This is a genomic window from Labrenzia sp. THAF187b (assembly GCF_009363375.1).
GTDB lineage: Bacteria > Pseudomonadota > Alphaproteobacteria > Rhizobiales > Stappiaceae > Roseibium > Roseibium algicola.
Map to the genome: position 1 here is coordinate 5,619,988 of NZ_CP045344.1, position 26,937 is coordinate 5,646,924.

Here is a 26,937-nt window from a genome sequence, read left to right on the forward strand (position 1 = left end):
AATATTCTGGCGGCGGAAGGGCTCAACCCAACGCAGCACTCTTGTCTTTCTCCGGGATGGAAAACCACACCCCCGAGCCCCTCCCCACAAGGCGGAGAGGCTACTTGCCGAAAACGGTGTCTAGATCCCGGAAAATCCGATCACTACCCTTCGTATTTCTCCACGGTCTGCTCGATGGCGCCGAAGATCGAATGGCCTTCGGTGTCGAGCATCTCGATGCGGACAGTGTCTCCGAACTTCAGGAAAGGTGTCTTCGCTTCGCCCGTGTTGATCGTTTCGATCATGCGGATCTCGGCAACGCAGGAATAACCGACGCCACCGTCTGCCACCGGCTTGCCCGGACCACCGTCCAGCTTGTTGGAGACCGTGCCCGAACCGATGATCGTGCCGGCACTGAGCGGCCGGGTCTTTGCCGCATGGGCAATGAGCTGGCCGAAATCGAAGGTCATGTCGATGCCCGCGTTTGCGCGGCCGAACGGCTGACCGTTGAGGTCGACATGCAGCGGCAGGTGAAGCTTGCCACCCTTCCAGGCATCGCCAAGCGCATCCGGCGTGACGGCAACCGGCGAAAAGGCGGAAGACGGCTTGGACTGGAAGAAGCCGAAACCCTTGCCGAGTTCTGCCGGGATCAGGCCACGCAGGGAAACGTCGTTGACCAGAAGCACAAGAAGGATGTGATCGCGCGCGGCTTCCGCGCTGACACCCATCGGCACATCGCCGGTGACGACAGCAATTTCGCCTTCCATATCGATGCCCCAGGCCTCATCGCGCATGGAGATCGGATCACGCGGGGCGAGGAATGTGTCGGAACCGCCCTGATACATCAGCGGGTCCGTCCAGAAGCTTTCCGGCATCTTCGCACCGCGCGCCTTGCGCACCAGTTCGACGTGGTTGACGTAGGCCGAACCATCCGCCCACTGGTAGGCACGCGGCAGCGGCGAATGAGCGTCGTGTTCATGGAAACGCAGCGTCGGTACGGCTTCGTGAGACAGGCTCTCGGCCAGCAGTTCCAGCTTCGGTGCCACATGTTCCCAGTCATCGAGCGCTGCCTGCAAAGTCGGCGCGATGTGGCTTGCGTCGGTGCAGAAGGTCAGGCGGTCGTTGACCACCACCAGCTTGCCGTCGCGGCTGCCATCCTTGAGCGTTGCCAGTTTCATCGGGTTTTCAGCTCCTAATGTTCGCCAGACCGTGGTGCCCGACGATGGTTTCTCCCGGGAAGCCTCCAGCGGCTTCCTGCCTTTGTTCTTGTCCGCCTCCGGGGGGACCGCCGGAGGTTCAGGGTAACCTACTCGTGCGGATCAATCTGCCGTTTGCGGTTGGTCAAATCCTGGATGGTTTGACTATTTGTTCCACGTCCCTTCGGGCGTGCCATCGAATTTTTTGCCCAGCGAGTCCCAGCAGTCAATGTAATCGTCCTGCAGTGGAGCATCCTTGGCGGCGAATTCCGTAAGGTGCTGCGGGAAACGGGTCTCGAACATGAAGGACATTGTATTGTCGAGCTTTTCCGGCTTCAGGTCGGCATTCGAAGCGCCTTCGAAGGCATTGTTGTCCGGCCCATGCGGCAGCATCATGTTGTGCAGGCTCATGCCACCGGGAATGAAGCCCTGCGGCTTGGCATCGTACTGGCCGTAAATGTTGCCCATCAGCTCCGACATGATGTTCTTGTGATACCAGGGTGGCCGGAAGGTATCTTCCATCACCATCCAGCGCTCGCGGAACAGCACGAAGTCGATGTTGGCGGTGCCCGGAACCCCGGACGGGGCGGTAAGCACCGTGAAGATCGACGGATCGGGATGATCGAACAGGATCGACCCGATCGGGCAATAGTTCCTGAGGTCGTATTTGCAGGGCGCATAGTTGCCATGCCAGGCAACAACGTCGAGAGGCGAGTGACCGATCTTTGTTTCGTGGAACTGGCCGCACCATTTCACAGTCACTGTCGACGGGGCATCGCGATCCTCGTAGTGCGCGACAGGCGTCTTGAAGTCACGGCGGTTTGCCATGCAATTTGCCCCGATCGGCCCCCTGCCCGGCAGTTCGAATTTCTGGCCGTAGTTCTCGCAGATAAACCCGCGTGCCGGCCCCTCCACCAGCTCGACCCGGTAAACGAGGCCGCGCGGAAGGATTGCGATTTCCTTCGGCTCCAGCTCGATCACGCCGAGCTCGGTGCAAAACCTGAGGACACCTTCCTGCGGAACCACCAACAATTCGCTGTCGGCGGAGTAGAAATATTCGTCCTCCATCGACTTGGTGATCAGGTAGATGTGGCTGGCCATGCCAACCTGTGTATTGACGTCGCCTGCCGTCGTCATGGTGCGCATGCCGGTCAGCCAGTTGAGGCCTTCATCCGTATGTGGCACCGGATCCCAGCGGTACTGGCCGAGCGAAACCACGTCGTCGCAGACATTTGGAGCCGATTTCCAGTAAGGCAGGTCGATCTTCCTGAACCGGCTGGTGTGCTTGACCGACGGGCGGATGCGATAGCACCAGGTCCGCTCGTTCTGATGGCTTGGAGCGGTGAAGGCGGTGCCGGACAACTGCTCGCCATAAAGGCCATAGGCACATTTCTGCGGGCTGTTCATGCCCTGCGGCAGGGCGCCCGGCAGAGCCTCGGTTTCAAAATCGTTGCCGAAGCCCGGCATATATTCCAGATCCGCCGTGTTACGGCCGTTTCCAGCTAGATTTTGATTGCTGTCGGTTCTCTGATCCATGACGTCCTCCCGGTTCGGAGATGAATTTAGTTGCATATGTAACCATTTTGATCCCCGGGATCAAGCGGCATGTCGATGCTTTTGCGAACGGGCCGGATTTTCTGCTGCCGCAATGCAAAAAAGCCGCAGAACGTAAGCTTTGCTTTACGTGCGTCTCCTAGGGTTCCCGCAGTCTCACCGTTGGAGCTTTTCATGTCTCTTAGAAATCGAATCTTTTTCGCCTCGAGCGGCGTGTTCCTGGTTGGATTCCTGACGCTTATTCTTGCCGTCACCTTCATGACCCAGGCCACGTCGCAGAAATCGGGTGAAGATCTCATCCGCAAGACTGCCGAGGCACTTGCTCTGGATGCCGGCAAGACGCTGGCACAGGCACAGCTTGCGGCCCGCGCTGCGGCCGATGCCCTGGAAGGAATGCAGCACGCCGGCGTCAGCGATCGCAACGCCTATGCAGCCGTGATGCAGCACCAGATCAGCCAGAACAAACATTTTGTCGGCGGCGGTGCGATCCTGGAACCGGACATGGCCGGCAAGGACGCGGACAATGCAGGCGCCAACTTCTCCGACGAAAAGGGACGCTTCATTCCGTATTTCTATCACGCCGAAACAAAAGTCGCCTGGGAACCGCTCCTGTTCGGTGGCGATAGCGGCTCTGAAGAGTGGTACGACAAGCCGAAGAACCTGGGCCACGACACAGTCACCGAGCCCTATCTCTACCCGGTCAATAATGTCGACGTGCTGATGGCGACGGCCTCCTCGCCGATCATGGATGCTTCCGGACGCGGCATCGGTGGCGCCACCATCGACGTGTCGCTGGAAGGCCTGCAGAAGGCGGTGAGCGCCGGCCAGACCTATGAAAGCGGCTATGTCGGCCTTCTCAGCGAAGCCGGTGTCTGGGTGTCCCATCCGGACGCGGCCCTCCTCGGCCAGAAGGCCGATGCGGCAATGGTCGACAAGATCCAGTCGATCAAGAATGAAGCTGCCTTCACGACCGAAAACGGTACCGTGGAAGCCATCAAGGGCTTCGAACTGGACGGCACCGGCCAACACTGGTTCATCGTTGTCGCCGTTGACGAGAGCGAACTTCTGGCAAGCGCCAATTCCACCATGCAGATGAGCCTGCTGCTCGCCCTCGGCCTGCTGGTAGCCGGCACGTTCCTGATGTGGATGCTTGGTTCCACAATTGCCGGACCGGTGCAGATGCTGACAGCTCGCATGCGCAAGCTTACCGAAGGCGATGTCGATACGCCGGTGGCCTATCTCGACCGCAAGGACGAAATCGGCCAGATGGCCGGTGCGCTTGAAATCTTCGTTGAAAACGAAACCGAACGGCGTTCGCTGCAGAACGACACCGAGCAGGCGCAACACAGCCAGCTGGAGCGCCAGAAGACTGTCGAAGCCTTGATCGAAACCTTCGAGCGCGACGTCCACGCCGTTCTCGACCAGGTCAGCGGCAACAGCAAGCGCATGGAGCAGACCGCGGCGTCTCTCGATGCGATCGCGCGCGACACTTCCGCCAAGGTTTCCTCGGTTGCCGGATCTTCCGAAGTTGCACAGAGCAGCGTCCAGACCGTGGCTTCCGCCGCAGAAGAGCTGTCCGCCTCGATTTCCGAAATCGGTCGCCAGATCGGCCAGACGAAGGAAGTCGTCACGAGTGCAACCCGTGCTGCCAACGACTCCAACGACAAGGTCGGAAGCCTCGACAGCGCCGCGCAGAAGATCGGTGAAGTGGTCAGCCTCATTCAGGCGATCGCCGAACAGACCAACTTGCTGGCGCTGAATGCCACCATCGAAGCCGCTCGCGCCGGAGAAGCCGGCAAGGGCTTTGCGGTGGTTGCCGCGGAAGTGAAGGAACTGGCCACGCAAACCGCCAAGGCGACGGAAGAAATCTCCACGCAGGTCACCGGTATCCAGTCCTCGACACGCAATGCCGTCGGCTCGATCCAGGAAATCGCCAGCACCATGGAAGAGGTCAACCAGTTCACGGCAGCCATTGCCGCGGCGATCTCGCAGCAGGGTGATGCCACCAACGAGATCAGCCACAATGTCCAGCAAGCAGCCAGCTGCACCAGCGACATGAGCAACAGCGTTGGCGACGTGATGCAGGCAGCCGAGGAAACCAGCAGCTCGGCAGCCGACGTCCTGTCGGTGTCCCAGTCGGTTTCCGAACATGCCCAGGGCTTGCAGGCCACCATTGCAGACTTCCTGAGCCGCGTCCGCGCCGCTTAGGTCAGGTACATAACCTCAAGAACCGGGTTCGCGCAAACCCTTGTGCGAGCCCGTTTTTTTGTTTTGTCCGGCATATTTCCCGCTCTCGAAAATGGCTGTTTTGAGATTCCACACTTGAATGAAAATACGAGCTGACGTAAAAAGAACAAAACAGGAACACTGGAGAAGATCGATGCGGCTCGCCGACACTGCTGTTGCGCATTCCTGCGCTGTTTCCTCCGCTGCTGCGTCGACGCCAGGCACGGAACAACTGACCTCCGTCACGCGCGGCGAGGTCCGCACAATGATGCTTTACCTGCGCAAGGCGCGGGAGCGGGCTATCGCGATCCGCGACAGATCTCCCGGTGGCAGTTATCTGGAAGGCGTGCTTACCCGCACGATCGATGGCATTTCGGTGGAGCTTTCACAACTCGACTATCTGCTGGCATCGAAACCGGCGGAAGCAAACCGGCCTGAGCTGGGCCGCAGGATGCGTCCGGCGATTTGATTGTCATTGCCATGCAGACTTTCGGCCCCCAAAGGGCGGACTGCACTTGAAGAGCGTTCAGGTTTCAGTGCCTGCGTGAACAGCGCGAGATCTGGCGGGGAACCACCGCCAGTCACCCTTCCCGCTTCAGTGGCCCGAAGAAGCCGAAGACCGCGCTCAGCTTGCCGCTTTGGTCGTCAATCCAGACGACATCAAGTCCTTCCGGCAGCGCCGTTCCGTCCGCATTGACCATCTGCCACGCAAACCGTGCTGAGCCGTGGTGGCTGTCGATACTGCTGGTCCGAAGGATCTTCGCACCGACCCTTTTGGCCAGGACGCCGGAGATGTGGTCAACCAGCGCAGCGATACCGGTCACATCGGTTTCCGGGTCCGTGTATCTGATGTCTTCCGCTACGGACCTGCCAAGCAGATCCTGCCGATAGGATGGGTCACGTTCAGACCAGGCTGCACAATAGATGTCGATGGTCTCTTCCAGCGTCATGTTTGCCTCCCTTGCAGTCTTCTGCGGAAGCATGCGCGAAAGTTTGCCATCTCGCCAGTCAGTGTGCTGGAAAGGCTGCATCAGGCGGCAGCTTCGTCACCCGGTGCCGTCTGCCAGCCAAGGTCGGTCAGCGTCACGATACGATTGCCGCGCAAGTCGGTGGCGCAGACAAGAAATCCGCGTTCTTCCATATGGCTCAACAGCCAGCGCGCCCTGCCGGGAGACCGTGTGCCGTAGGCGGTGGCAATTTCAATGTTGCCAGGGCACGGCGCCTTCGCGATCGCGGCCTTTGCCAGCAACAGGTACACACCGCGCATGTCTTCCGGCAGTTCGGAGGCGATCAGTTCCGCCTGGGCCCAAGCTCCGTCGTCCATTTCGCCCTTTTCGACGCCCGCACGGGCAACGGAGAGCTTTTCTCGGAAAGTCTGCAGGTCCGGTGCGCCGCCCGCCAGTTTGGAAATGCGGCAGCGGACCTGAAAGTCCTGATAGAGCGTGGCAATCGGCTGGAACGCAGCTTCCTCGTCTTCCAGAATACCTGCAATGATTTCGGAAATTTTCTGCTCGCGTTCGCCGAAATCGAGCAGGCTCTCAGCCTGTGGCACGTCTTCAGCACTAGCTCGTTCTGCACTGCTGAGCTGGTCGAGCACGTCGCCGGTCGAAACCACAGGCTCGACGAAACGCTGGCGCACCGGCTGAACTTCGTCCGCTCCCGGTGTGAAGATCAGATCCTTGGCGTCTTCCTTGGGCTGCTCCGGCAGTGGCAGCAGTTTATGTGTTCCGCCCCGCCCCATGGTCTCCACCGGACCGATCTTGACCGGAACGGGACGGCGTGACATGGCCGGTCCGAGAGCGATGAAGTGACCCCTGTCGAGATTTCTGAAACTTTCGGCCTGGCGCCGCTCCATGCCGAGAAGATCGGCAGCACGCGCCATGTCGATATCCAGGAACGTACGGCCCATCAGGAAGTTGGACGCTTCGGCGGCGACGTTCTTGGCAAGCTTGGCGAGACGCTGGGTGGCAATGACGCCGGCCAGTCCTCGTTTGCGGCCGCGACACATCAGGTTGGTCATGGCCCCGAGGGAACGGCGTCGGGCCTCCTCGGTCACCTCGCCGGCGGCGGCAGGTGCAAACAGCTGTGCTTCATCAACGATGACCAGCATCGGATACCAGAGATCGCGGTCCGCATCGAACAGGCCGTCGAGAAAGGTTGCAGCCGCTTTCATTTGCCGGTCTGCATCAAGACCTTCCAGATTGAGGACCACCGACACCCGGTGCTGACGCACCCGTGCGGCGATCATCTGAAGATCCTTCTCGGTGCCGACCGCATCGACAACGACATGGCCGAACTTGTCTGCCAGAGACACGAAATCGCCTTCAGGATCGATAATGGCCTGCTGGACCCAGCTCGCGGACTGTTCAAGAAGCCGGCGCAGGAGATGCGACTTCCCCGAGCCGGAATTGCCCTGCACCAGAAGGCGCGTTGCCAGCAGTTCTTCCAGATCAAGACCGGCGCGTGCGCCGCCCGTCATTTCCCCGATATCGATTTGTACCGTCATGCGACCACTTTTCTTGCAGCCTCGGCAGCGCTGCGGCTTCTCCGTTTTCTGGATTTCGTGCAGTGCGGTAGTCAGCACGATTCCGTGCCACTTGCAAAGCCAGCCTGCCGGGAAAGCCGGGTTTTCCCAGAATTCCACCGAATAGCAACCTTTAAGTGACAGGCTGCCGCCAGAAGAGGCCGAAAATCCGGTTCGGGCCTGCGTTAAGCAATGTCGGCTTTGCCAGGTGCCAAGCAGGACTTCTGTGCTAAGGTTGGTGGAACGAGAGCTTTTTCAGGGAAATCGCTGTGACAGTCAATGGATTGGCAGGCTCTTCGTGCCGGCTCTTTTTTATACAACTCAAAACGCTGCTCGCCGGCGCTGTGTTGTCGATCCTTGCGCTTTCGGTACATCCCGCCAAAGCCGATATCGTCCGTATCGCCGTTGGTGAGTGGCCTCCTTATTTTTCAGAGAGTAACGAAGGTTACGGAACCTACGCCAAAGTGGTCGCAAAAGCCTTCGAACTTGAAGGCCTTACAGTGGAGTACGGCTTCTTTCCCTGGAAACGTGCCCTGCTGGAAGCCCAGTCCGGCCGCTGGCAGGCCTCCGCAGGTTGGGGCAAAACCGCTGAGCGAGAACCTTTCTTTCATTTCTGCGACGCAGTTCTGGTTGAGCGCGAGCAATTCTTCTTTTCGTCAGACCGACCTGTGAATGCGCAAAATGTGCAGGACCTCAGCGGATTGAGCCTTGGCGCACTTGACGGAGCAGCCCTGGGGGAAGACCTGGATAAACTGGTTACCGCCGATCAGATCACCGTCTATCGCCAAAGTTCCCTGGCAGACCTCTTCAAGATGCTTGATGTAGGGCGTGTCGATGTGGTCATGGGCAACGGAGAGGTGGCTGCCGACGCATTGGCTGACGCTTTTTCTCCCGAGGAAACCGCGCGTTTCAAGTCGTTGGAAAACGTCAACGTCCTTTGGGACTACCGCGTAATCGTTTCCAGGAACATCGAAAGCGGTGAGGAACTGTGCACCCGGTTCAACCAAGGTTTGAGGAAGCTTCGCGACACCGGAGAATATGACCGGCTTTTGTGGCCGGAACGCGATGGCGAGGGTCAGTCCCAGGCCAGCCCGTCCTGAGGCCCGGGCAGCCGCGAGAAATAAGCAGGCTCTGATTTGGCTGGTTCGATTGGTGCAATGCCTGAAAGGCTTCACAACGAGTTCAAATCTGTCCCCTTCCAAATGGGGATATCCTGCCCCATGTGAACATAATAAGAATCATATTGGGATGGACCGGATGAAAATTCATGCAGACCTGACGCAGCCTGCAATTGTCGACAGCGCCACGCTCGACTGGGTGCCCTCACCAATGGCAGGTGTGGAGCGAAGGATGCTGGAGCGCGATGGTGAAGAGGTCGCGCGAGCCACCAGTCTGGTCAGATACGCTCCCGGCTCTGCCTTTTCCGCCCACAAGCATGACATGGGTGAAGAATTTCTGGTTCTGGACGGTGTGTTCTCGGATGAAAGCGGCGATTTTCCCAAAGGCATGTATGTCCGCAATCCTCCGGGCTCCAGCCATGTGCCTTCGAGCGAACCTGGTGCCGTCATCCTTGTGAAATTACGCCAGATGCAGCCTGACGATGATGCCTTTGTCCGGGTGAACACGCTGGATCCCAGCGGCTGGCAGGCTGGCAGACCCGGAGAGAGCATCCTGCCGCTGTTCATCCGGCCGGAAGAGGAAGTGGTGATGCTCGACTGGGAAAGAGGCGCCAGACTGGCTCCGCAGACCTTCCCGGGCGGGGCGGAGTATTTTGTCGTTGAAGGCAGTTTCGAAGACCAGAGCGGCCGTCACGATCAAGGCACCTGGATACGCCTGCCGGCAGGAACCCGGCAGGAAATCACGACAACCCAGGGCGCCCGCGTCTGGAGAAAGACCGGTCACCTGGCGTTCTGAGTTGCCCAGTTCTGGAGGGCAGTCCCCCTGGAAAGCTGGGTTTTGACGATCATCTTGTGCAACGGCAGGATCAACGCAAGATAGGCATGACCGGCAAGGTTATGCCGTTTGCAGCAGGTCGAGACATAGATCCGCGCGGCTCCTCCCCTTTTCCGGAACACGGAGACACGGAAATCCTGGTGCCAGTCGTTCTCGCCCAGAATGATCTCATCTTCTGAAACCGAATAGATCTTGAAGAAACCGATCCGGTCTCCCTCGCCCTTGCAGATGATGTTATCGGCACCTTGTTCCTGTGCCAGGGCCTTCGTTGTCTTCATGCCGACGAGGCCTGCAAGCTTGTCGCGGAACGAGAGAAGCGCAGTCACCCAGCCGATTTCTGCCATCAGGATACGTTCGGCAAGTACGCGCATATCTGCGGTCAAAAGGTCTTCCCGTCCGCGGATCGGGATCGAAAAGGTGTCGAGATAATCGTCGGCTGCCTTATAGGTATTGAGGAGACTTTCTTCCGGCAGTTTGTCGGTCATGGCCATGCCCTGGCTTCCTCCAGCAAATTCGACTTGCCAATCCTATACCTGCCGCCACCGGAAAAACCCCTTGCAGATTGCCGCAGCAAAAAGGCAGCGGAATCAGCCCGCTGCCTTTTTGGGAAAGTGGTTGTGTGCCGACCTCGGCGTTCAGGCCCAGGCACCTGCGAAAGCGATTTCAGCCAGCGGTTTGCGGCTGCTTGGGGTTTCGCGTTCCTGCAAGGTTTCAGGCAGGTCCGCAGTGTCGCCCCGCCGGCCGATGGCAATGGCAATCTGCGGCAGGTAGCGCTCTGGCACACCGAGTTTTTCGTGGATCTCGTCTTTCAGGATCCCGGCCATGCCATGCGCATGAAAACCAAGCGCGGTTGCCTGCAGGGCCGCATGCGCCCAGGCTGAACCGGCATCGAAGGTGTGCAGGCCGTTGGCTCTGTTCGGTTTGCCGTCCTTGCCGTCCACTTCGCTGTCGGAAAACAGATAGACAAGTGCGGAGGCGTGTTGCGCCCAGTCGCGGTTGAACGGGTTGAGAAGATCGACCAGGACCTGCCAGTCGGCATCGCCCCTGCGGGCATAGACGAAACGCCAAGGCTGGATGTTGAAGGCAGACGGCGACCAGCGGGCGGCCTCCAGAATGGTTTTCAGATCCGCTTCCTCGATCGTCGACCGGTCAAAGGCACGCGGTGACCAGCGGTCGACGAACAGGTTTTCAATCGGATGATCGGGTGTACGGGCAGTCATGAGCAGTGTCTCCAGTCTATTCCGGGCATATATCCATCGGGCTGAACAGGAGATAGGTGATTTTTATCTCGATATCAAGATACTTTACTCCAAGATTTTATGTTGTCGGTGCGACTTCCCGATCCAATCGCGGTCCTGCCCCGATGGACGGCGCGATCAGGATTGCCGACAACACCAGAGCTGCGGACAGCAACTCGCTCAAGCCAATCGCTTCGCCGAAGACCAGCCAACCGACCAGAAACATGGTCGGCAGCTCGAAACTTCCTGCAGCCGCGGTGCGAACAGGCCCAACCTTCTGACAGGCGATCGTATAGAGGATTTGTGGAACAAGAGCCGTTCCAAGGCCCATGGCGACGATGAGGCCCCACTGGCCGGTGCTTGCCGGCAGAACTGAGCCCTGCCCTTCATTGATTGCGAGGGGCAACAAACCAATGACGGACCCGGAAAGTCCGCAAGCCGTCCGTTCCAGCGAATTCAATTCGCCTGCCAGCCCGCTGAGGACAACAATCAGAAAGCCGAACGCGATGGGAGCAGGAATGGCCCATAAAAGCGCCTGCAGTGCTTCGGGAGATAGCGACGACGGATCAAGCAGCAGCCCGGCTGCCAGGATAACCAGACCTGCCGAGGCAAATGATCTCCAGGTCAACGCTTGCCTGAGCAGACCCCAGGCAAAGAGGGCCGCGAAAACCGGATAGGACATGTAAACGACCCCGGCAGCGGCAACGGGTGCCACGCGGATCGCCTCCAGATGGCCGATCAGGCTGAGCCCCAGCACCAGACCTGCCCCCGCCATCAACAGGGCGCCGCCTCGTTTGCGCTTTTCAAACGGCAGAAAGGGAAGCAGGAACAGGACGGAAAAGCCGTAACGATATAGCGCGATTGTGGCCGGGCCAGCGCCCAGGCCCTGAAGCTCCCGCACGAAGATCGGCACGAGGCCGAAACAGGCTGCGGAGGCTGCAATGACGAGTGTAGCCCCAGTCGTCCCAAGGCTGATGTGAGGAAAGGTGATGTTGCTCATGTCTTGTCGATACCGCGCAACGATGAGCAAACAAAATTCCTAGTTTTCATTCAGATCATGAAATGCTTTCATAGAAATATGATCCCTCGACTGGCCCTCCATCACCTGACCCTTCTTTCCGCGCTTGGCGAAACCGGCAGCATGACCGCGTCCGCCACCCGTCTCGGCGTGACCCAGTCTGCAGCTTCACACAGGCTGCGGGAAGCAGAGCGCCGCCTGGGGGTGGTTCTGGCACGCCGCGCCGAGAACCGGATTGAACTGACGCCGGAGGGCGAGCGTCTGCGGCATCTGGGCGAGACCTTTCTGGGCGAGTTGTTTCGTCTGGAGCAGGATCTTGAAGCCTCTGCAAGGGACGCCAGGATCCTCGTTCGCCTCGGCCAGGCAACCTACAGCCGCTATCACTGGTTTCCCGCGTTTCTGGAGTATCTGGACACGGCCGACCCGAAACTGTCGGTCGATCTGTCATCGCGTGCGACGGCGCATCCCCTGGCCTCGCTCCTCGACGGTTCCGTGGACGTTTCGCTGGTCTTCGGCCGCGAACCGGCACTTGCCTCGCTGTGCGCAGTGAAGCTGGGCACGGACCCGATTGTCGCGGTGCTGGCGCACAATCACCCGCTTGCCGCAGAGCCCGTCGTCAACAGCGAAAACATGGGCGATGAGCGTTTCTTCGTTTATCCGCTGACAGCAGAACCCGGTTTTGACTGGACAACCCTCCTTGGTGCCCCCACCCAGCCGTTCCGGCGGCTGACCCCGATGCCGACACCGGAAGCCGTGATCGATCTGGTGCGCGCCAAGTTCGGCGTTGCCATCTTCAGCAAGTGGGCTATCGAGCCGGAGCTGGCTGACGGAACACTGGTTTCCCGTCCGATTGCCGAAGGCGGTGTTTCGCTGGACTGGTGGTGTGTGCGCCGCGCCTCGGACCCGCAGGACAGTCCGGCGGCACGCCTATCGTCTGCCTTGACCGCCTGGAGCCACCAGTCCGACAGGGCCTTGTCGACGCTTGCTTTCGGCGGAACGGGTCAAACTGCCGGGTCGGACTTGAAAAAAACCTAGGCGCAAAGCAGTAACCTTCGTAAGCTTTTCAAGGGGAGAAGGGGAAAAGCCGGTAATTTCCGGCGAACGGGGGAGACAGGCAGTGGCTTCACTCTCCGAAAAGGATCGCAAACGCGGGCTTGTTCTGGCCATGGGTACGCTTGGCGGCCTGGTGATGCTGGACGAGACAATCCTTGGCGTTTCACTTCCGGCAATCCGGTCCGAAATGGGGCTTTCGCCGACGCTTACCCACTGGATCATCAACGCCTACATGCTGACGTTCACCTGCTTCGCCGCTATCGGCGGCAAGGCGATCGACCTTTTCGGGTTACGCCCTGCCCTAATTGTCAGCGCCAGTGTGTTTGCGCTCGCCAGTCTTCTGGCCGGTTTTTCAAACGGGCCTGAACTGCTGATCGGCATGCGCATCGTCCAGGGCCTTTGCGCAGCAGTGATGTTCCCGATGACGCTCGCAGCCGCGACCCTCACCTTCGACAAGGCAGAACGGGGCCGTGCAATCGGCATTCTGGCGGGGATGGCAACGATATTCCTGGCCGCGGGACCGCTGCTGGGCGGTGTTCTGACTGATTTTCTTTCCTGGCGCTGGGTATTTTGGGTCAACATCCCCATTGTCGCCGTTGGTACTGTGCTTGCCTGCCTGTTCTGGCAACCGCCACAGCAAACGCCTGCCCGCCCGCTTATAGACCGGATAGGTCTGTTCCTGTTGCTTGTTGGCATGACGGGGATCATTTTCGGCCTGATGGAAGGTCCCGACTTTGGCTGGATGACGCCACTCATCCTGTGCAGCTTGCTGGCTGGAATTGCCGGGATCGTGTTTTTCGTAGCCTATGAAGCCAGGCAACGGATGCCGCTGATCGATGTGCATCTGTTTCGACTGAAGGCGTTTCACGCCAGTGTTCTCGTGATCCTGCTGACACAGATGAACAAGATCGTCGTTGCGATCTTCGTACCCCATTTCCTGCAGCTCGACATGAAATTCTCGGCGCTGGCGGCAGGTCTCGCAACGGTCGTCGCCGTTTTTCCGTTTCCCTTCCTGTCGGCTCCCGCCGGCAAGTTGGGAGACAGGCACGGTTCGCGCAAGCCGGTTCTGGTAGCCCTCGCGGTTCTGGCTCTGGCCAACATTGCTATCGGCACTCTCACCCTTGCGGAAAACTATTTGGCGCTAGCCCCGGCTCTTCTGGTCTGGGGAATTGCCCTTCCCTTTGCGATGATCCCGACCGGGCGGATCACCGCCAACGCGGTCCCTTCGGAAAAGCAGGGAGAGGTCAGTGGCCTGGTCATCACGGCGCGTCTGGTTGGAGGAACACTCGGTGTCACAATGGGCAGCGTGCTGCTGGCCATGGAGGCAGGGTTTGGTTCCATCTTCTGGGTGATGGGTGTTCTGATCGCCCTGTGTTGCGCCTATGGCTTCAGGTCATTCGCCAATGATGCACCAGCTTACCGTTCAGCACCCGGGAGCTGAGTGCTCCCGGGTGCCGGATCAAATGACCTGGCAGGTCACGCCATTTCCGGTTCCTTCTTCCAGGCAAATTGCTTGACCGGTTCATCCAGCTCAGTGTGAGCCAGCGCGTTGGTGAAGTTCGACAAGGTCTTGGCGGTGATGCCGACAAGAACTTCAAGTGCCTGCCGTTTGGAATAACCCGCAGCAAGAAATGCCTTCAACGCATCGTCACCGATATGTCCACGCTGCTCGACGAGGGATCGCGTATAGACGCGAAGCGCTTCCAGTTTCGGGTCGTTCAGGCGCCCTCCAACGCGCAAGGCGGCAATCGCGTCATCCGGCACCTTCACCATCTTCATCAGCATGGTATGGCCTGCCATGCAGTAATGACATTCGTTGAGGTAGTTCACTGTCATCATCACGACCTGCTGCTCGGTTGGCGACAGATCCGTGGCTTGAGTGAAAAGCCGGAACGTTTCCAGATAGGCTTCATAGACGGAAGGGGCTTCGGCCATCACCTGGTGCAGTTTCGGATAGAAGCCGTAATCCTTCTTCGACCTCTCGAGCAGGTCCAGAGATCCTTGCGGTGCAGTTTCAGGGGTGTGGTACTCAAACATGCCTTATGCTCCTTCAAAGCTTGGGCTGAGGAAAAGAAAAGAGGTGGTCTTCAGGGGTGCCAACGCGACTGAAGGGAACCGCACCATGCGTCCCGTCAGTTCGTGACAACGCTTGAACTTGCTACGTTTTGATCATCTGTGTATAAAACTGGAACAAGTGTTTTGTCCACACATGAACAAAACCATCCGCGTAACATGTTCGTGAGACGAGAGCGATGGCACGACCGTCCAAATTCGACAGGGAAGACGCGCTCGATGTGGTGATGAACCAGATCTGGCAGACAGGCTATCGCAACAATTCCGTCAAATCGCTCGCGGAGGTTCTCGGGATAACCCGATCGAGCTTCTACAACGCCTTCGGTTCCCAGGAGCTGTTGTTCAAAGAAGTGCTTGCCCGCTACACCCGGATCTCGCCGGACAGGGTTCTGGCTCACGACAATTCCAACAAGCTGGTGCGTGGCGTAATCACTGAATTCTTTCAGGACATATGCCGCCTGCGGGCCCGCGACCCGGAATGGCGCGGCTGCATGGCTGTCAACGCAATTAGCGAACTCTGCAGCAGCCATCCCGAACTGGGGCCGGTGTTGGCAGAAGTCATCTTCGGAAGCCTGGAACGGTTGGAAAGACTGCTCAAGCTGGGTGTTGAAACCGGCGAACTACCGAAGGACTATGACATTCGCAGCAATGCACTTGCGGTTCAGACGCTGATGATCGGCATCAACACGCTGAGCAAGGTCGTCCATTCAGAGAAATCCTTGTGGCTTGCATGCGAAGCGACGCTGAAAGGTCTCGACCTTCTCGAAAAAAGCGGGACAGGCGAATGAGTGCAAGATGGCGTGATCAGCCGAAATCGCCGCTGAACCGTTCGCGCAGCACGTTTTTCTGGATCTTGCCCATGGTGTTGCGCGGCAAGGCTTCCAGGACGTGGACCTTCTTGGGCTGCTTGAACTTCGCCAGACGATCGTTCAAGGAGGCCTGAACGGCGTCCTGGCCCAGTTCGGCTCCCGGTTTCGGCGCCAGCACGGCGACCACCGCTTCTCCAAAATCGGGATGCGGCACGCCGATGACCGCGCTTTCGGCGACGCCCGGCAGTTCGTCCAGCAGCGCTTCAACCTCGGCCGGATAAACGTTGAAACCACCGCTGATGATCAGATCCTTGGACCTGCCGACGATGGAAACATAACCGTCTTCATCGATACGCCCCATGTCACCGGTGATGAAATAGCCGTCCGCCCGAAATTCCTGCGCCGTCTTTTCCGGCATTCGCCAGTATCCCAGAAAAACGTTGGGCCCCTTGATCTCGATGATGCCGACCTCTCCGTCAGGCAGCTCCCGCCCGGTTCTGGCATCAACGACACGGAACCCCACACCGGGCAAAGGAAATCCAACCGTTCCCGGCCGACGTGCACCATCATAGGGATTGGAAGTGTTCATGTTGGTTTCGGTCATGCCGTAACGCTCCAGGATTGCGTGTCCGGTGCGCTCTCGAAACTCCTTGTGCACCTCTGCCGAGAGCGGGGCTGACCCTGAAATGAACAGGCGCATATGGGCTGCCACATCCCGCGTGAACCGGTCCGATGCCAGCAGGCGCGTATAGAATGTCGGAACGCCCATCATGGCTGTTGCTTTCGGCAGAACGGCAAGAACCTGATCCAGGTCGAACTTCGACAGGAACAGCATGGAACCGCCTGCCATCATCAGACAGTTGGTGGCGACGAACAGCCCGTGGGTGTGGAAAATCGGCAGGGCGTGCAACAGCACATCGTCTTCGGTGAACTGCCAGTATTTCACCATGGTCTGCGAATTCGACGTCAGGTTTCCATGCGTGAGCATCGCTCCCTTGGAACGTCCCGTAGTACCGGACGTATAGAGGATGGCCGCCAGATCGTCGTCTTCACGCGGACGGTTGTCGTAGTCCGTCGGCATCTGGTCTGCGAGTAGACTGAGGCTGCCCTCCCCGTTCTGATCGAGCGTGTGCAATCGCGCGCCGGCCTTTTGCGCCGTTCCGGCCAGCACGTCGGCCCTGGCCGGGTCGCAGACAAAAACAGCCGGTTCCGCATCACCGACGAAATAACCGATTTCGGCAGGGGTATAGGCAGTGTTCAGAGGCAGAAACACGCCACCGGCACGGATCGTGCCGAGATAGAGCATCAGGGCATCAGGCGTCTTTTCCACCTGCACAGCAACGCGGTCTCCCGCCTTGACACCCAGCTTCTGGAGAGCTCCGGCATATTGCGCAGACCGCGCGAACATGTCCGCATAGGTAATCTGCCCGCCGTCAAGTGTTTCGAGAAAGACCTTGGACCGATCCGGTATGAAGGCAGTCAGGGCGTCAAAGAGATGGTTCATCATCGCAGCGTTCCGAAATGGCGGGCAATCAGGAAGGATGTATTTGATACCAGTGGTGCCCAATTTTAAAGCAAGTCTGCGAATTTTGGGCAAGTCCGGGGAAATGCGACCTGCCACCATCAAGCTTTCATAAAACTTTCACGCCATGCTTTAGGGTGTGAGCCCATAAGTTATGCTGAAATGGTTTGAGACCGATTGGCCCTCCTCGGCGTTGCGAATTTGCTTCGTCAAATTATCCGCACGTTCAGCTGAGAGGAGTTGGACCACGCAATCGCGCTCCAAACGACCGAGGGATACTTGATGCCGACAATCAGACCGCAGACCTTTGCAGAATTCGTCGCCGACGGTGCCGTTCATGTGATCGGCATCTGCCTGGGGCTGACGGCAACCATTGTCCTGGCAGCCACGCTCTGGAACGCGGGAGACCCCGCCCGGCAGGTCACTGTCATGATCTATGCCGCCTGCCTGATGGCGATGCTGATCTGTTCAGCGCTCTACAACATGCTGGCGAAAGACCACAAGACAGGGATCTTGAGGCGGCTCGACCACGCGGCCATCTTCCTGATGATCGCGGGCACTTACACCCCTCTGGCGGCAATGATCATCGGCGGATGGACGGGCGGCGTGCTGCTGGCTGTCGTGTGGACCGGTGCGCTGGCCGGGGCCATCGTCAAGCTGGCACATCTGACCGGGCTTGATCGCCTCACCGTCCCCATCTACCTCGCGCTAGGCTGGGTGGTCGTTTTTGCCGTCAATCCGCTGATCGAAAAAGCATCCGCATTCGGGTTCTACATGATCCTGGCGGGCGGACTGCTTTATACGGTTGGAACAGCTTTCTATGCCTGGAAACGCCTGCCATTCCAGAATGCGATCTGGCACGCCTTCGTACTGGCCGCCGCGGTCTGTCATTTCTCCGCCGTCTTCCACGACGTGGCTCTGATCAAAGCCGCCTGAAACCGCTCGACAAAAAAGGCGGCACCGACAGGTACCGCCTTTTTCATTTCCATCAGCGTGACCACTTAGGCGTCCGCGTTGGGATCCTTGCCAAGCACGATCACCTTTGTCTGCAGCGGCACGCGGCTGTACAGGTCGATCACGTCCTGCTGCCACATGCGGATACAGCCCGAAGACACGCTCTTGCCGATGGAGTTCGGCTGGTTGGTGCCGTGGATGCGGTAAAGCGTGTCAGTGGCGCCTTGCCACAGATCCATGGCGCGCGCGCCGAGCGGGTTCTTCAGCCCGGGCGGGTAGCCCTTTTCCCAATAACGCTCCAGAGACGGCTTGCGGGCAATCATTTCGCGTGGAGGGCGCCAGATCGGATGAGGCCGCTTGACGCGGATCTTCGCATCGCCCGACCAGGCGAACCCTGCCTTGCCCACACCGATGCCATAGCGCAGCGCCTTGCCATTGCCGAGCGTCCAGTACAGGAAGTTGTTATAGGGATCGACGATGATGGTTCCGGGCCGCTCGCGGGTTTTGTACTCCACGATCTGCCGCCAGTACTTCTGGTCGAAATTCTTGTAGTTGATTGCCGGCCAGGTGTAATCGCCATCGGGCCATGCCGCATAGGCAGCCGCATAGTCGAACTGCTCGTCCGGCAGATCGGCCTGATCCGGCAGACCAACCAGCCCGGCGGACTGACATCCTGCTAGGCCGGCTGCCGTAAGCACCAGGCCGGCGGTCAGGAAACCACGCCTGTTCATCGCGCCACCTGCTGGCGAACTGTCACCATCGAGCGGCGAATTGGAACGCTTCATGAGACCTCCACAAATTCTGGCTCCTTCTTGAGACAGGTTTTCAACAGTTGCAAGTCACATTCGCCGAACTGCCTTACATTCTTCAGATGAATCCTTAGATTATTCTCAGCCGACCTTCTCCGGCCCACCCCACACTCAAGGTCCTTCCGTGCAGACAAACGTTTCAAAGTCGCCCTTTCCCGTCTTCGATGGTCACAACGACACACTCCTGAAACTCGAGATCGAGGCCATGAAAGGCACCGAGCGCAGTTTCTTTGACCGCTCGACCACAGGCCACATCGACATGGTGCGGGCGCAGGAAGCCGGATTTGCCGGTGGGCTTTTCGCCATGTTCGTACCTTCCAACCCGGAACAGGACTTCACCCGTCCCTTCAACCCGAAGGACCCTGCCAACTATCAGCCCGTACCGCAGAAGAGCGCGTTTGATTTCACAAAACGTATGCTGGAACGGGCCGAGCAGATCGAAGCCCAGTCGGAAGGCAATGTCGTCATTTGCAGAACCCCGGACGAGAACCGTACAGCGATCGAATCCGGTCAGATTGCCATAAGCCTTCACATTGAAGGTGCCGAAGCCATCGATACCAACCTTTATGCGCTGGAGGAGCTCTACGGACGCGGCCTGCGCTCACTTGGCCTGGTGTGGAGCCGAGAGAATGATTTCGGATACGGTGTGCCGATGGCGCACCCGGCTTCACCGGATATCGGCCCCGGCCTGACCGGCGCGGGTCGCGACCTGGTTCGCGCCTGCAACCAGCTCGGGGTGCTGCTTGATGTGTCCCATCTGAACGAAAAGGGGTTCTGGGACCTGGCGCGCATCACAGAACGGCCGATCGTTGCCAGCCACTCCAATGTTCACAAGATTTGCGAAAGCAGCCGCAATCTGACGGACAAGCAGCTTGATGCCATCAAGGAAAGCGGCGGTCTCGTCGGCATCAATTTCCACGTTGCCTTCCTGCGCAAGGATGGCGGTCATTCGCGTGACACGCCGCTTTCGGTCATTGCTGACCATGCAGCCTATCTGGTTGACCGCCTCGGCGAAGACAGCGTGGCTCTCGGCTCGGACTTCGATGGCTGTGTCCTGCCGCGCGACATCGGTGACGTCACCGGTCTGTCCCGTCTGATGGAAGAGCTCGACGCCCGTGGCTTCAATACACCGGTTCTGGAGAAGATCGCCTGGAAAAACTGGATCTCCGCACTGGAGAAAGCTGCCGACTGAACGGGGCCTTTCTCGCCTTTGATCAAGATCACTCCGCCCGCCTCGCAAACTTGTTACCATGCGTAAACAGATAGCGATTGCATTTGTGGCCGGGCGGAGAAACAATGCATTTATTGTTATTTTTTGGCAGCCGTCTAAATATTAGATCCGGAATTCCAACTGAACTGCACGTTCAAGACCCACCCTCTTCGGTGGCACAAGATGCAGGCAGGTTGCAGTATTCAGGCGGTTGTGCGTGGTTGGCACGTCCCATTGACCGTTCCTTCGCACCTGCGGATGGCCGGATGGAGAAAAAAACGCGAGATTGCAGACGGCGATATTTGTCGGCTGTGGTCTTTCTTTGCGTTGCCATTCAGACGCGATGCCAGTGGGGGGCAGCGACGTGAATGTACTACTTACCGCGGACAGACGTTCGCCGGTTCAAGCGGAAAACAGGGGCAAGCGCGCGCGCAAGTCCGATGCAGTCTATCAGGACCTCAAACGCCAGATCCTGACCGGGGAAATGACCTCGGAAAGCCCGATTACAGAACAATCCCTTGCCCAGGACTATGGCTGCTCGCAGAGCACCATCCGTGAAGCGCTCATGCTGCTTCAGGAATGCGGGCTCGTTGTTCGCCGCGGCTATCAAGGCACCTACGTCACAGATCCGAGCCCGCTGGAAGCTCGTCTGATGCTGAAACTGCGCATCGACATTGAATCGACCGGCGTCGTGGAAGCGGTCAAACATGTCACCAAGGACCAGGTGAACGAGCTCTATGACCTTGAAGACCAGTTCGAAGCCTGCCGTGACAAGCGGGACGTGTTCGGCTGTGCGGAAATAGACCGTGCCCTGCACTTGAAACTCTTCAGGATCGCCCGGATGCCCGTTCTGGATCCCATGCTGGTCAGGACCTTCATGATCCTGCAACGGGTCATGCTGTCGAGACCGCGTTCAGAACAGTCATGGACCAGGCCCAATGTGACCCCGCACCGATCCGTCATCGAGGCGCTGGAAGCTCATGATGTCGACGCGACACTGACGGCTCTTCGAGCTCATATCCTGTCGAGCGCCGTTTTGCTGGCCCCACACTTTTACGGTACGGATATCGTGGAATTGCAGGACCAGTTCGACGCGCTGCCTGTTCAGGCATCTGGTTTCAATTGGCGTTAGGGTAAGTTGACCCGACCTCCCCGCTCACACAGGCCGAGAGCCCACAGGTTGCGGGCGGTCAACCGCTTTTGGATTGACCGCCCGCGCACCCGAGATGCTGTTTGAAGGTTCGCCCTCAGGCACTTTCCATCATTTGCTGCTGGGTCAGCATTGCGGCCCCGATCAGCTCCTTGGTGTAATCGCACTTCGGCGCTTCGAAGATCGCGTCGGCGGACCCCGCCTCGACAACCTTGCCACGTTGCATCACCATCACGGTGTCTGACAGCGCGCGCACGACGGCAAGGTCATGACTGATGAACAGATAGGTCAGGTCATGAGCCTTCTGCAGGTCACGCAGCAATTCCACAACCTGCTTCTGGATTGTCCGGTCGAGAGCCGAGGTCGGCTCGTCGAGCACGACCAGTTCCGGCTTCAGAACCATGGTGCGGGCAATCGCGATACGCTGACGCTGGCCGCCCGAAAACTCGTGCGGATAGCGATTGCGCATGACTGGGTCGAGTGACACTTCCTCAAGTGCCTTGCAGGCGCGCTCATCCCGCTGTCGGGCGTTGAGTGAGGGTTCGTGCACCATCAACCCTTCGGAAATGATCTGGCCAACCGTCATACGCGGGGACAGAGACCCGAAAGGGTCCTGGAAGATAAGCTGCATGTCCTTGCGAAGCGCGCGCATTTCGGAGCGGTTCTTGCCGGTGATCTGCTGTCCGTGGAACACCACCCGGCCACCGGCCGGCAACAGGTTCAGCACTGCACGACCGAGGGTGGACTTGCCAGAGCCACTTTCGCCGACGATGCCCAGTGTCTGGCCCTTGCGCAGCGAGAAACTGATGTCGTCAACGGCACGCAACACATGCTTGGGCTTCAGGAAACCGGAATCAAGCTCGAATTCCACTTCGACCTTCTGCGCTTCCAGCAGAACAGGCGCACTGTCCGGCACCGGCAGCTTGTGGCCTGTCGGCTCCGCATCCAGAAGCATCTTTGTGTAGGGATGCGCAGGACGGGTGAAGATCTGCCCGGTCTCGCCGCTTTCCACCACTTCACCGGTCTTCATGACATAGACCCGGTCCGCGATACGGCGAACGATACCCAGATCATGGGTGATGAAGATCACCGCCATGCCGAGCCGCTTTTGCAGATCCGCCAGAAGGTCCAGGATCTGCGCCTGTGTGGTGACATCGAGCGCAGTGGTCGGCTCGTCGGCAATCAGCACGTCTGGATCGTTGGCAAGCGACATGGCGATCATCACGCGCTGGCGCTGGCCACCTGACATCTCGTACGGATAGGCGTTGATCTTGCGTTCCGGCTCGGGAATGTTGACGAGTTTCAGAAGCTCGAGGGCCTTTGCCTTGGCCGCTTTCCACGACAACCCGCCATGAACGACCATGGGCTCGGCCAGTTGCCGTCCGATGGTGTAAAGCGGGTCGAGCGAGGTCATGGGCTCCTGGAAGATCATGGTGATCTTGGCGCCGCGGATCTTGTTGAGCTTGCCCACCGGCAGGCCGAGAATATTCCGGCCTTCATAGATCACCTCGCCGCGTGTGCGCCCGTTGGACGCCAGAAGGCCCATAGCCGCCATCATGGTCTGGCTCTTGCCCGAGCCGCTTTCCCCGACGATCGCGACGGTTTCACCCGCCTCAACGTGAATGTCGACGCCCTGGACCGCATTGACGGTACCCGTCGCGGTTTCAAAGTCGACCTTCAGATCCTTGATGGAGAGGACCGTTTTCTTGGTTTCGCTGGTCATGGTCTTCTCCTCACCGGTCCTTCGGGTCCAGGGCATCGCGCAGGCCGTCGCCGATGAAGTTCAGCGCAAACAGGGTCGATGTCAGGAAGATGGACGGGAAAATCAGCATCCAGGGCGCCCCTTGCAGATTTCGCGCGCCTTCGGAAATCAACACGCCCCAGCTGGTCATCGGCTCCTGAATGCCGAGGCCAAGGAAGGACAGGAAACTTTCCAGCAGGATCACCTTCGGCACCAGAAGGGTCATGTAGACCACGACCGGTCCAAGCGTGTTCGGGATGATGTGCCGGCGCACGATACCGCCATCGGCCACACCGAGTGCTTCCGCCGCCTGCACATATTCCTGGCGTTTGATGGTCAGCGTCTGCCCGCGCACGATGCGCGCCATGTCGAGCCATTCCACGGCACCGACGGCGATGAACATCAGGATGAAGTTCCGGCCGAAGAACACGACCAGCATGATCACGAAGAAGATGAACGGCAGAGAATAGAGGATATCGACGACGCGCATCATCATCTGGTCGACCCGGCCACCGAGATATCCTGAAGTCGCCCCGTAGAGAACACCGATCGATATCGCAACGATGGTTGCCAGAAGACCGATGGTCAGCGACACGCGGCCGGCGATGAAGGTCCGGGTCATCATGTCACGACCATTGGCGTCGGTGCCGAAATAGAAATGCATGAAGTTGATGTCGGCCCTGACCGTTGCAGACTTGTTGTCCGCGGACATGTCCGTCAGCTCGGTATTCTTGAACAGGTCGCTGCGGTCAAAATACAGCACGGACCGGGGATCGATATCCCGGCTGGAGGTGACCTTGGCGACAATCGTGTCGCCTTCGCGCTCAAACGCTTCCACGGTCAGACGCGCCCGTTTGGCGGAAGACATGAAACCGGGCTCGACCTGCTCAGGCTTCGGATAGGCTTCCAGGCTGGCCGGCACCTTCACGTAGTCACGATAGACGGTGTCGTAGTGATGGGGAGACAGGATCGGACCAAGGATCGAGATCAGGCCGATTGTCAGCAGCACGATGATGGAGGCGACCGCCGCACGGTTGGCGAGCAACCGGTCGCGCGCGTCGTCCCACAGGGAACGCCCCTTCGCAGGCGCCCCGGTGGATGATGTTGCAGTGAGGGTCACAGTCGTCTCCTCCTCAGTCGTAGCGCACACGCGGATCGAGCAGCGCATAAAGCAGATCCACGACGAGGTTGAACAGGATAACAAAGCAGGCAACGACAACAACCGTCCCCATGACCAGGGTGTAGTCACGGTTGAGAGCGCCCTGCACGAAGTAGCGGCCGATGCCCGGGATACCGAAAATGGTTTCGATCACGACGGAACCGGTGAGCAGCGCTGCCGCAGCCGGGCCGAGATAGGAAACGACCGGCAGGATCGCCCCTCTGAGCGCATGCACCACCACGATCATGTAGGAGGTCAGCCCATAGGCCCTTGCAGTACGAACATGGTTGGACCTGAGCGCCTCGATCATCGAGCCGCGCGTCAGACGTGCCACGACCGCGATCTGAGGCAGCGCGAGTGTCACGACCGGCAGTACCCGGTTGACGAAAGCCCCGCCATTCCAGCCCCCAACGGGTAGCCAGCCGAGCCACACGCCGAGGATCAGGGTCAGGATCGGCGCAACGACGAAATTGGGGATCGTGACACCGAGCGTTGCCGCAGCCATGATCGAATAGTCTGCCGGTTTGTTCTGGCGCAGCGCCGCTGCCACGCCCAGGAAGCCGCCGACCACCAAGGCGAGGCAGAGAGCGGACAAGCCCAGCTGGATGGAGATGGGAAGACTTTCCGCAAACAGTTCATTGATCGAGAAGTCGCGGAAGTAGAAACTCGGACCGAAATCCAGACGGGCCACGCTCTGCAAGTACAGCAGGTACTGGTTCCACAGGGGCTCGTTGAGATGGTAGATCTTGTTCAGGTTTTCCATCACCTTTGCTTCCAGGGGACGTTCCAGATCGAACGGTCCACCCGGCGCGATGCGGATGAGGAAAAAGGAAATCGTGACAATCAGAAAAAGCGTCGGGATTGCGCCGAGCAATCGTCCGAGGACATATCGGAGCATAGGCTTTGCCTCTGTTTGTTAACGGCGGTCTTTCGGTCAATCTTGATTGATTGATGCCGCCTTGCAAGAACCGGCAGGGAAGCCCTGCCGGTCTCGATGTTGTCAGGTTATTCGGAGATGCTCATCCAGCGGGACGGATGGATGTTGAGGAGGTTGTCCTCAAATCCTGCCATCTTGTCGGAGACCAGGTTCATGGAACCGTAGTACATCATCGGAATGAACGGCAGGTCCCGCATGAAGAGCTCTTCAGCCTTCTTCAGGATGTCCGCACGCTTCTCCAGATCCACCGTGACGGCCGCTTCGTCCATGAGTGCATCATACTCAGGATTGTTGTAGCGGGCGTAGTTGAAGCCGTCGTTGTCGCTCTCGACCATGAACAGGAAGTTCTGCGGGTCGGAGTAGTCGCCAATCCAGCCGGCGCGGGCGACGTCGAAGTCCTGACGGTCACGCAGCATGGCGTAATGCGTCTTGGTGTCGGTGTTGATCAGCTTGACGTTGACGCCGAGAGGTTTCCACATGTCGGCAATCGCGACTGCCGTGTTCTTGTGGTTTTCGGACGTGTTGTAGTTGATCGTCAGTTCGACAGGATTGTCCGGGCCGAAACCGGCATTGGTCAGAAGTTCGATCGCTTTTTCTTCGCGGTCGATCTGGGACATGTCCTTGTAGTCGGCATAGGCCGGATCACCGTAGTTGCCGATGCCCGGCGGCACGAAGGAATAGCCGGCAACCATGGTGGAGCCCCAGATTTCGTCGGCCAGGAACTCACGGTCGATCGCCATGGACAGAGCCTGGCGGACGTCCGGGTTCTTCAGGACTTCGTCTTCGTGATTAAGCGCGTAATAGTAGGTGCCCAGATAAGGCGCCACGCGGAACTGGTCGCCCAGGTTCTCACGCATGAAGGCGACCTGCTCGGTCGGCGCATCGTTGTTGGTGTGCAGCTCGCCGGCCTGGAACCGGCGCAGAGCCGCGCCACGGTCTTCGGTCGGATAGAAGAAGACAGTGTCGATCTTCACCTGATCGGCGTCATGGAAATGCGGGTTCTTGACCGCTTTCACATGTGCGTTCGGCACGAATTCTGCGAGGGTGAAGGCACCGTTGGTGACGATGTTTTCGGCTTTCACGAAATCGGAGCCGAATTTTTCAACAGAAGCCGGATGGACCGGAAGGCCGGTCTGGTGGCCCAGAAGGTCAATGAAATACGGCGTCGGGGACTCCAGAGCGATCTCGAGCGTATGATCGTCGACGGCCTTCACGCCGAGTTCTTCCGGCTTGGCTTCGCCCTTGTTGACCTTTTCGGCGTTCAGGATCGGATACAGAACGTTGGCATATTTCGCGCCCGTTTCCGGGTTCATGATGCGCTGAAGCGAAAAGACGAAATCGCCGGCAACAACCGGATCCCCGTTGGACCACTTGGCATCATCGCGCAGCATGAAGGTGTAGGTCTTGCCGTCGTCGGAAACCTTCCACTCCGAAGCCACGCCTGGAATGATCTGGCCATCGGCGCCATAGGCAACCAGGCCCTCGTAAAGATCACGCAGGATATGCGCTTCATAGACTGTGGAGGTCTTGTGCTGATCCAGGGTTTCCGGGTCGGCAGTGTTGCCGCGGTGGTAGACCACCTCTGCAACCGCAGTGATAGATGTGGCAGCCATCAAGGCAGCCGCAAGCGCTGTCACACGCATGGACTTGAACATATCGCTCTCCCCTCTTGGGTTATAGTTGAAGCAAATGGAACGATAGGTCACAAGATTCCACGCTCTTTGCGAGCAATCAAGCATCCCCCAACGGCACATTTCGACCTTAGTCGCAAAAAGGCGATGTTTTTGCTTGTTTTTAAGCAATACCGGAAAATTTTTCCGTTGCTTTACTCG

At 58.8% G+C, this 26,937-nt stretch carries 24 protein-coding genes; 10 read left to right on the forward strand and 14 right to left on the reverse strand.

The genetic code is table 11. From position 1 onward, the window contains the following. Window positions 1-143: 143 nt before the first annotated feature. Together FIV03_RS25810 and hmgA are read right to left on the reverse strand one after the other, a co-directional pair. Window positions 144-1,157: a fumarylacetoacetate hydrolase family protein gene (locus FIV03_RS25810; RefSeq protein WP_077290443.1), complete on the reverse strand. Its 1,014-nt coding sequence runs from the start codon at window positions 1,155-1,157 to the stop codon at window positions 144-146. Between the two features lie 183 nt (window positions 1,158-1,340). After that, window positions 1,341-2,711: a homogentisate 1,2-dioxygenase gene (gene hmgA / locus FIV03_RS25815; protein ID WP_152511485.1), complete on the reverse strand. Its 1,371-nt coding sequence runs from the start codon at window positions 2,709-2,711 to the stop codon at window positions 1,341-1,343. A 192-nt stretch (window positions 2,712-2,903) separates the two neighbouring features. Here hmgA and FIV03_RS25820 point away from each other — a divergent pair, with 192 nt between their 5' ends. Next, complete coding sequence (locus FIV03_RS25820) at window positions 2,904-4,937, forward strand: methyl-accepting chemotaxis protein (RefSeq protein ID WP_173013946.1); 2,034 nt, start codon at window positions 2,904-2,906, stop codon at window positions 4,935-4,937. A 172-nt stretch (window positions 4,938-5,109) separates the two neighbouring features. Beyond that, window positions 5,110-5,424 carry a hypothetical protein gene (locus tag FIV03_RS25825; protein ID WP_152511487.1) on the forward strand — a complete coding sequence of 105 codons (315 nt, stop codon included), beginning with the start codon at window positions 5,110-5,112 and terminating at the stop codon, window positions 5,422-5,424. Window positions 5,425-5,536: 112 nt separating this feature from the next. Here FIV03_RS25825 and FIV03_RS25830 read toward each other — a convergent pair whose 3' ends face one another. Both FIV03_RS25830 and FIV03_RS25835 read right to left on the reverse strand, forming a co-directional pair. Then, the gene (locus FIV03_RS25830) at window positions 5,537-5,905 is read right to left on the reverse strand and encodes a nuclear transport factor 2 family protein (RefSeq protein ID WP_152511488.1); all 369 of its coding nucleotides are present in this window, start codon (window positions 5,903-5,905) and stop codon (window positions 5,537-5,539) included. 80 nt (window positions 5,906-5,985) lie between these two features. Beyond that, window positions 5,986-7,461 (reverse strand): ATP-binding protein, encoded by a 1,476-nt coding sequence (locus FIV03_RS25835; protein ID WP_031268989.1) that lies wholly within the window; start codon window positions 7,459-7,461, stop codon window positions 5,986-5,988. A gap of 365 nt (window positions 7,462-7,826) precedes the next feature. On the opposite strand from FIV03_RS25835, the gene FIV03_RS25840 reads away from it, so the two are divergent. Together FIV03_RS25840 and FIV03_RS25845 are read left to right on the forward strand one after the other, a co-directional pair. Continuing rightward, the gene (locus FIV03_RS25840; RefSeq protein ID WP_173013947.1) at window positions 7,827-8,579 is read left to right on the forward strand and encodes a transporter substrate-binding domain-containing protein; all 753 of its coding nucleotides are present in this window, start codon (window positions 7,827-7,829) and stop codon (window positions 8,577-8,579) included. 157 nt (window positions 8,580-8,736) lie between these two features. Then, the gene (locus FIV03_RS25845; RefSeq protein ID WP_055659505.1) at window positions 8,737-9,393 is read left to right on the forward strand and encodes a cupin domain-containing protein; all 657 of its coding nucleotides are present in this window, start codon (window positions 8,737-8,739) and stop codon (window positions 9,391-9,393) included. Here FIV03_RS25845 and FIV03_RS25850 read toward each other — a convergent pair. The 3 genes from FIV03_RS25850 to FIV03_RS25860 all read right to left on the reverse strand — a co-directional run bounded on the left by FIV03_RS25850 (window position 9,378) and on the right by FIV03_RS25860 (window position 11,670). After that, complete coding sequence (locus FIV03_RS25850; protein ID WP_209009791.1) at window positions 9,378-9,917, reverse strand: DUF2867 domain-containing protein; 540 nt, start codon at window positions 9,915-9,917, stop codon at window positions 9,378-9,380. The two genes, FIV03_RS25845 and FIV03_RS25850, sit on opposite strands and share 16 nt — an antisense overlap. A 150-nt stretch (window positions 9,918-10,067) precedes the next feature. Then, a complete protein-coding gene (locus FIV03_RS25855) occupies window positions 10,068-10,652 on the reverse strand; it encodes a nitroreductase family protein (RefSeq protein WP_023000065.1) in 585 nt (194 codons plus the stop codon). Window positions 10,653-10,749: 97 nt separating this feature from the next. Then, on the reverse strand, window positions 10,750-11,670 hold the full coding sequence (locus FIV03_RS25860) for a DMT family transporter (protein ID WP_152511491.1): 921 nt from the start codon (window positions 11,668-11,670) through the stop codon (window positions 10,750-10,752). Window positions 11,671-11,748: 78 nt separating this feature from the next. Here FIV03_RS25860 and FIV03_RS25865 point away from each other — a divergent pair, with 78 nt between their 5' ends. Together FIV03_RS25865 and FIV03_RS25870 are read left to right on the forward strand one after the other, a co-directional pair. Next, the gene (locus FIV03_RS25865) at window positions 11,749-12,723 is read left to right on the forward strand and encodes a LysR family transcriptional regulator (RefSeq protein ID WP_173013948.1); all 975 of its coding nucleotides are present in this window, start codon (window positions 11,749-11,751) and stop codon (window positions 12,721-12,723) included. Between the two features lie 82 nt (window positions 12,724-12,805). Continuing rightward, the gene (locus tag FIV03_RS25870) at window positions 12,806-14,182 is read left to right on the forward strand and encodes a DHA2 family efflux MFS transporter permease subunit (protein WP_152511493.1); all 1,377 of its coding nucleotides are present in this window, start codon (window positions 12,806-12,808) and stop codon (window positions 14,180-14,182) included. A gap of 35 nt (window positions 14,183-14,217) precedes the next feature. On the opposite strand, the gene FIV03_RS25875 is transcribed toward FIV03_RS25870, so the two are convergent. After that, entirely contained in the window at window positions 14,218-14,778 is a 561-nt protein-coding gene (locus FIV03_RS25875) for a carboxymuconolactone decarboxylase family protein (protein ID WP_152511494.1), read from the reverse strand. 215 nt (window positions 14,779-14,993) lie between these two features. Here FIV03_RS25875 and FIV03_RS25880 point away from each other — a divergent pair, with 215 nt between their 5' ends. Continuing rightward, window positions 14,994-15,602, forward strand: coding sequence for a TetR/AcrR family transcriptional regulator (locus FIV03_RS25880; RefSeq protein WP_152511495.1), 609 nt, complete (start codon window positions 14,994-14,996; stop codon window positions 15,600-15,602). Between the two features lie 16 nt (window positions 15,603-15,618). Here FIV03_RS25880 and FIV03_RS25885 read toward each other — a convergent pair whose 3' ends face one another. After that, the gene (locus FIV03_RS25885) at window positions 15,619-17,130 is read right to left on the reverse strand and encodes a malonyl-CoA synthase (protein ID WP_152511496.1); all 1,512 of its coding nucleotides are present in this window, start codon (window positions 17,128-17,130) and stop codon (window positions 15,619-15,621) included. Between the two features lie 297 nt (window positions 17,131-17,427). On the opposite strand from FIV03_RS25885, the gene FIV03_RS25890 reads away from it, so the two are divergent. Further along, window positions 17,428-18,081, forward strand: coding sequence for a hemolysin III family protein (locus FIV03_RS25890; RefSeq protein WP_208993375.1), 654 nt, complete (start codon window positions 17,428-17,430; stop codon window positions 18,079-18,081). 65 nt (window positions 18,082-18,146) lie between these two features. On the opposite strand, the gene FIV03_RS25895 is transcribed toward FIV03_RS25890, so the two are convergent. Next, window positions 18,147-18,884, reverse strand: coding sequence for a L,D-transpeptidase (locus tag FIV03_RS25895; RefSeq protein ID WP_173013949.1), 738 nt, complete (start codon window positions 18,882-18,884; stop codon window positions 18,147-18,149). Between the two features lie 229 nt (window positions 18,885-19,113). Here FIV03_RS25895 and FIV03_RS25900 point away from each other — a divergent pair, with 229 nt between their 5' ends. Next, window positions 19,114-20,100: a dipeptidase gene (locus tag FIV03_RS25900; protein WP_228932992.1), complete on the forward strand. Its 987-nt coding sequence runs from the start codon at window positions 19,114-19,116 to the stop codon at window positions 20,098-20,100. Window positions 20,101-20,482: 382 nt separating this feature from the next. Next, a complete protein-coding gene (locus tag FIV03_RS25905) occupies window positions 20,483-21,250 on the forward strand; it encodes a GntR family transcriptional regulator (protein ID WP_173013950.1) in 768 nt (255 codons plus the stop codon). Between the two features lie 115 nt (window positions 21,251-21,365). Here FIV03_RS25905 and FIV03_RS25910 read toward each other — a convergent pair whose 3' ends face one another. From FIV03_RS25910 to FIV03_RS25925, 4 genes are all read right to left on the reverse strand, one after another. Then, complete coding sequence (locus FIV03_RS25910; RefSeq protein ID WP_209009792.1) at window positions 21,366-22,991, reverse strand: ABC transporter ATP-binding protein; 1,626 nt, start codon at window positions 22,989-22,991, stop codon at window positions 21,366-21,368. Window positions 22,992-23,001: 10 nt separating this feature from the next. Further along, the gene (locus FIV03_RS25915) at window positions 23,002-24,129 is read right to left on the reverse strand and encodes an ABC transporter permease subunit (protein WP_152511500.1); all 1,128 of its coding nucleotides are present in this window, start codon (window positions 24,127-24,129) and stop codon (window positions 23,002-23,004) included. A 13-nt stretch (window positions 24,130-24,142) separates the two neighbouring features. Further along, complete coding sequence (gene oppB, locus FIV03_RS25920; RefSeq protein WP_031268981.1) at window positions 24,143-25,066, reverse strand: oligopeptide ABC transporter permease OppB; 924 nt, start codon at window positions 25,064-25,066, stop codon at window positions 24,143-24,145. Between the two features lie 107 nt (window positions 25,067-25,173). Next, window positions 25,174-26,760: a peptide ABC transporter substrate-binding protein gene (locus tag FIV03_RS25925; RefSeq protein ID WP_152511501.1), complete on the reverse strand. Its 1,587-nt coding sequence runs from the start codon at window positions 26,758-26,760 to the stop codon at window positions 25,174-25,176. Window positions 26,761-26,937: the final 177 nt, after the last annotated feature.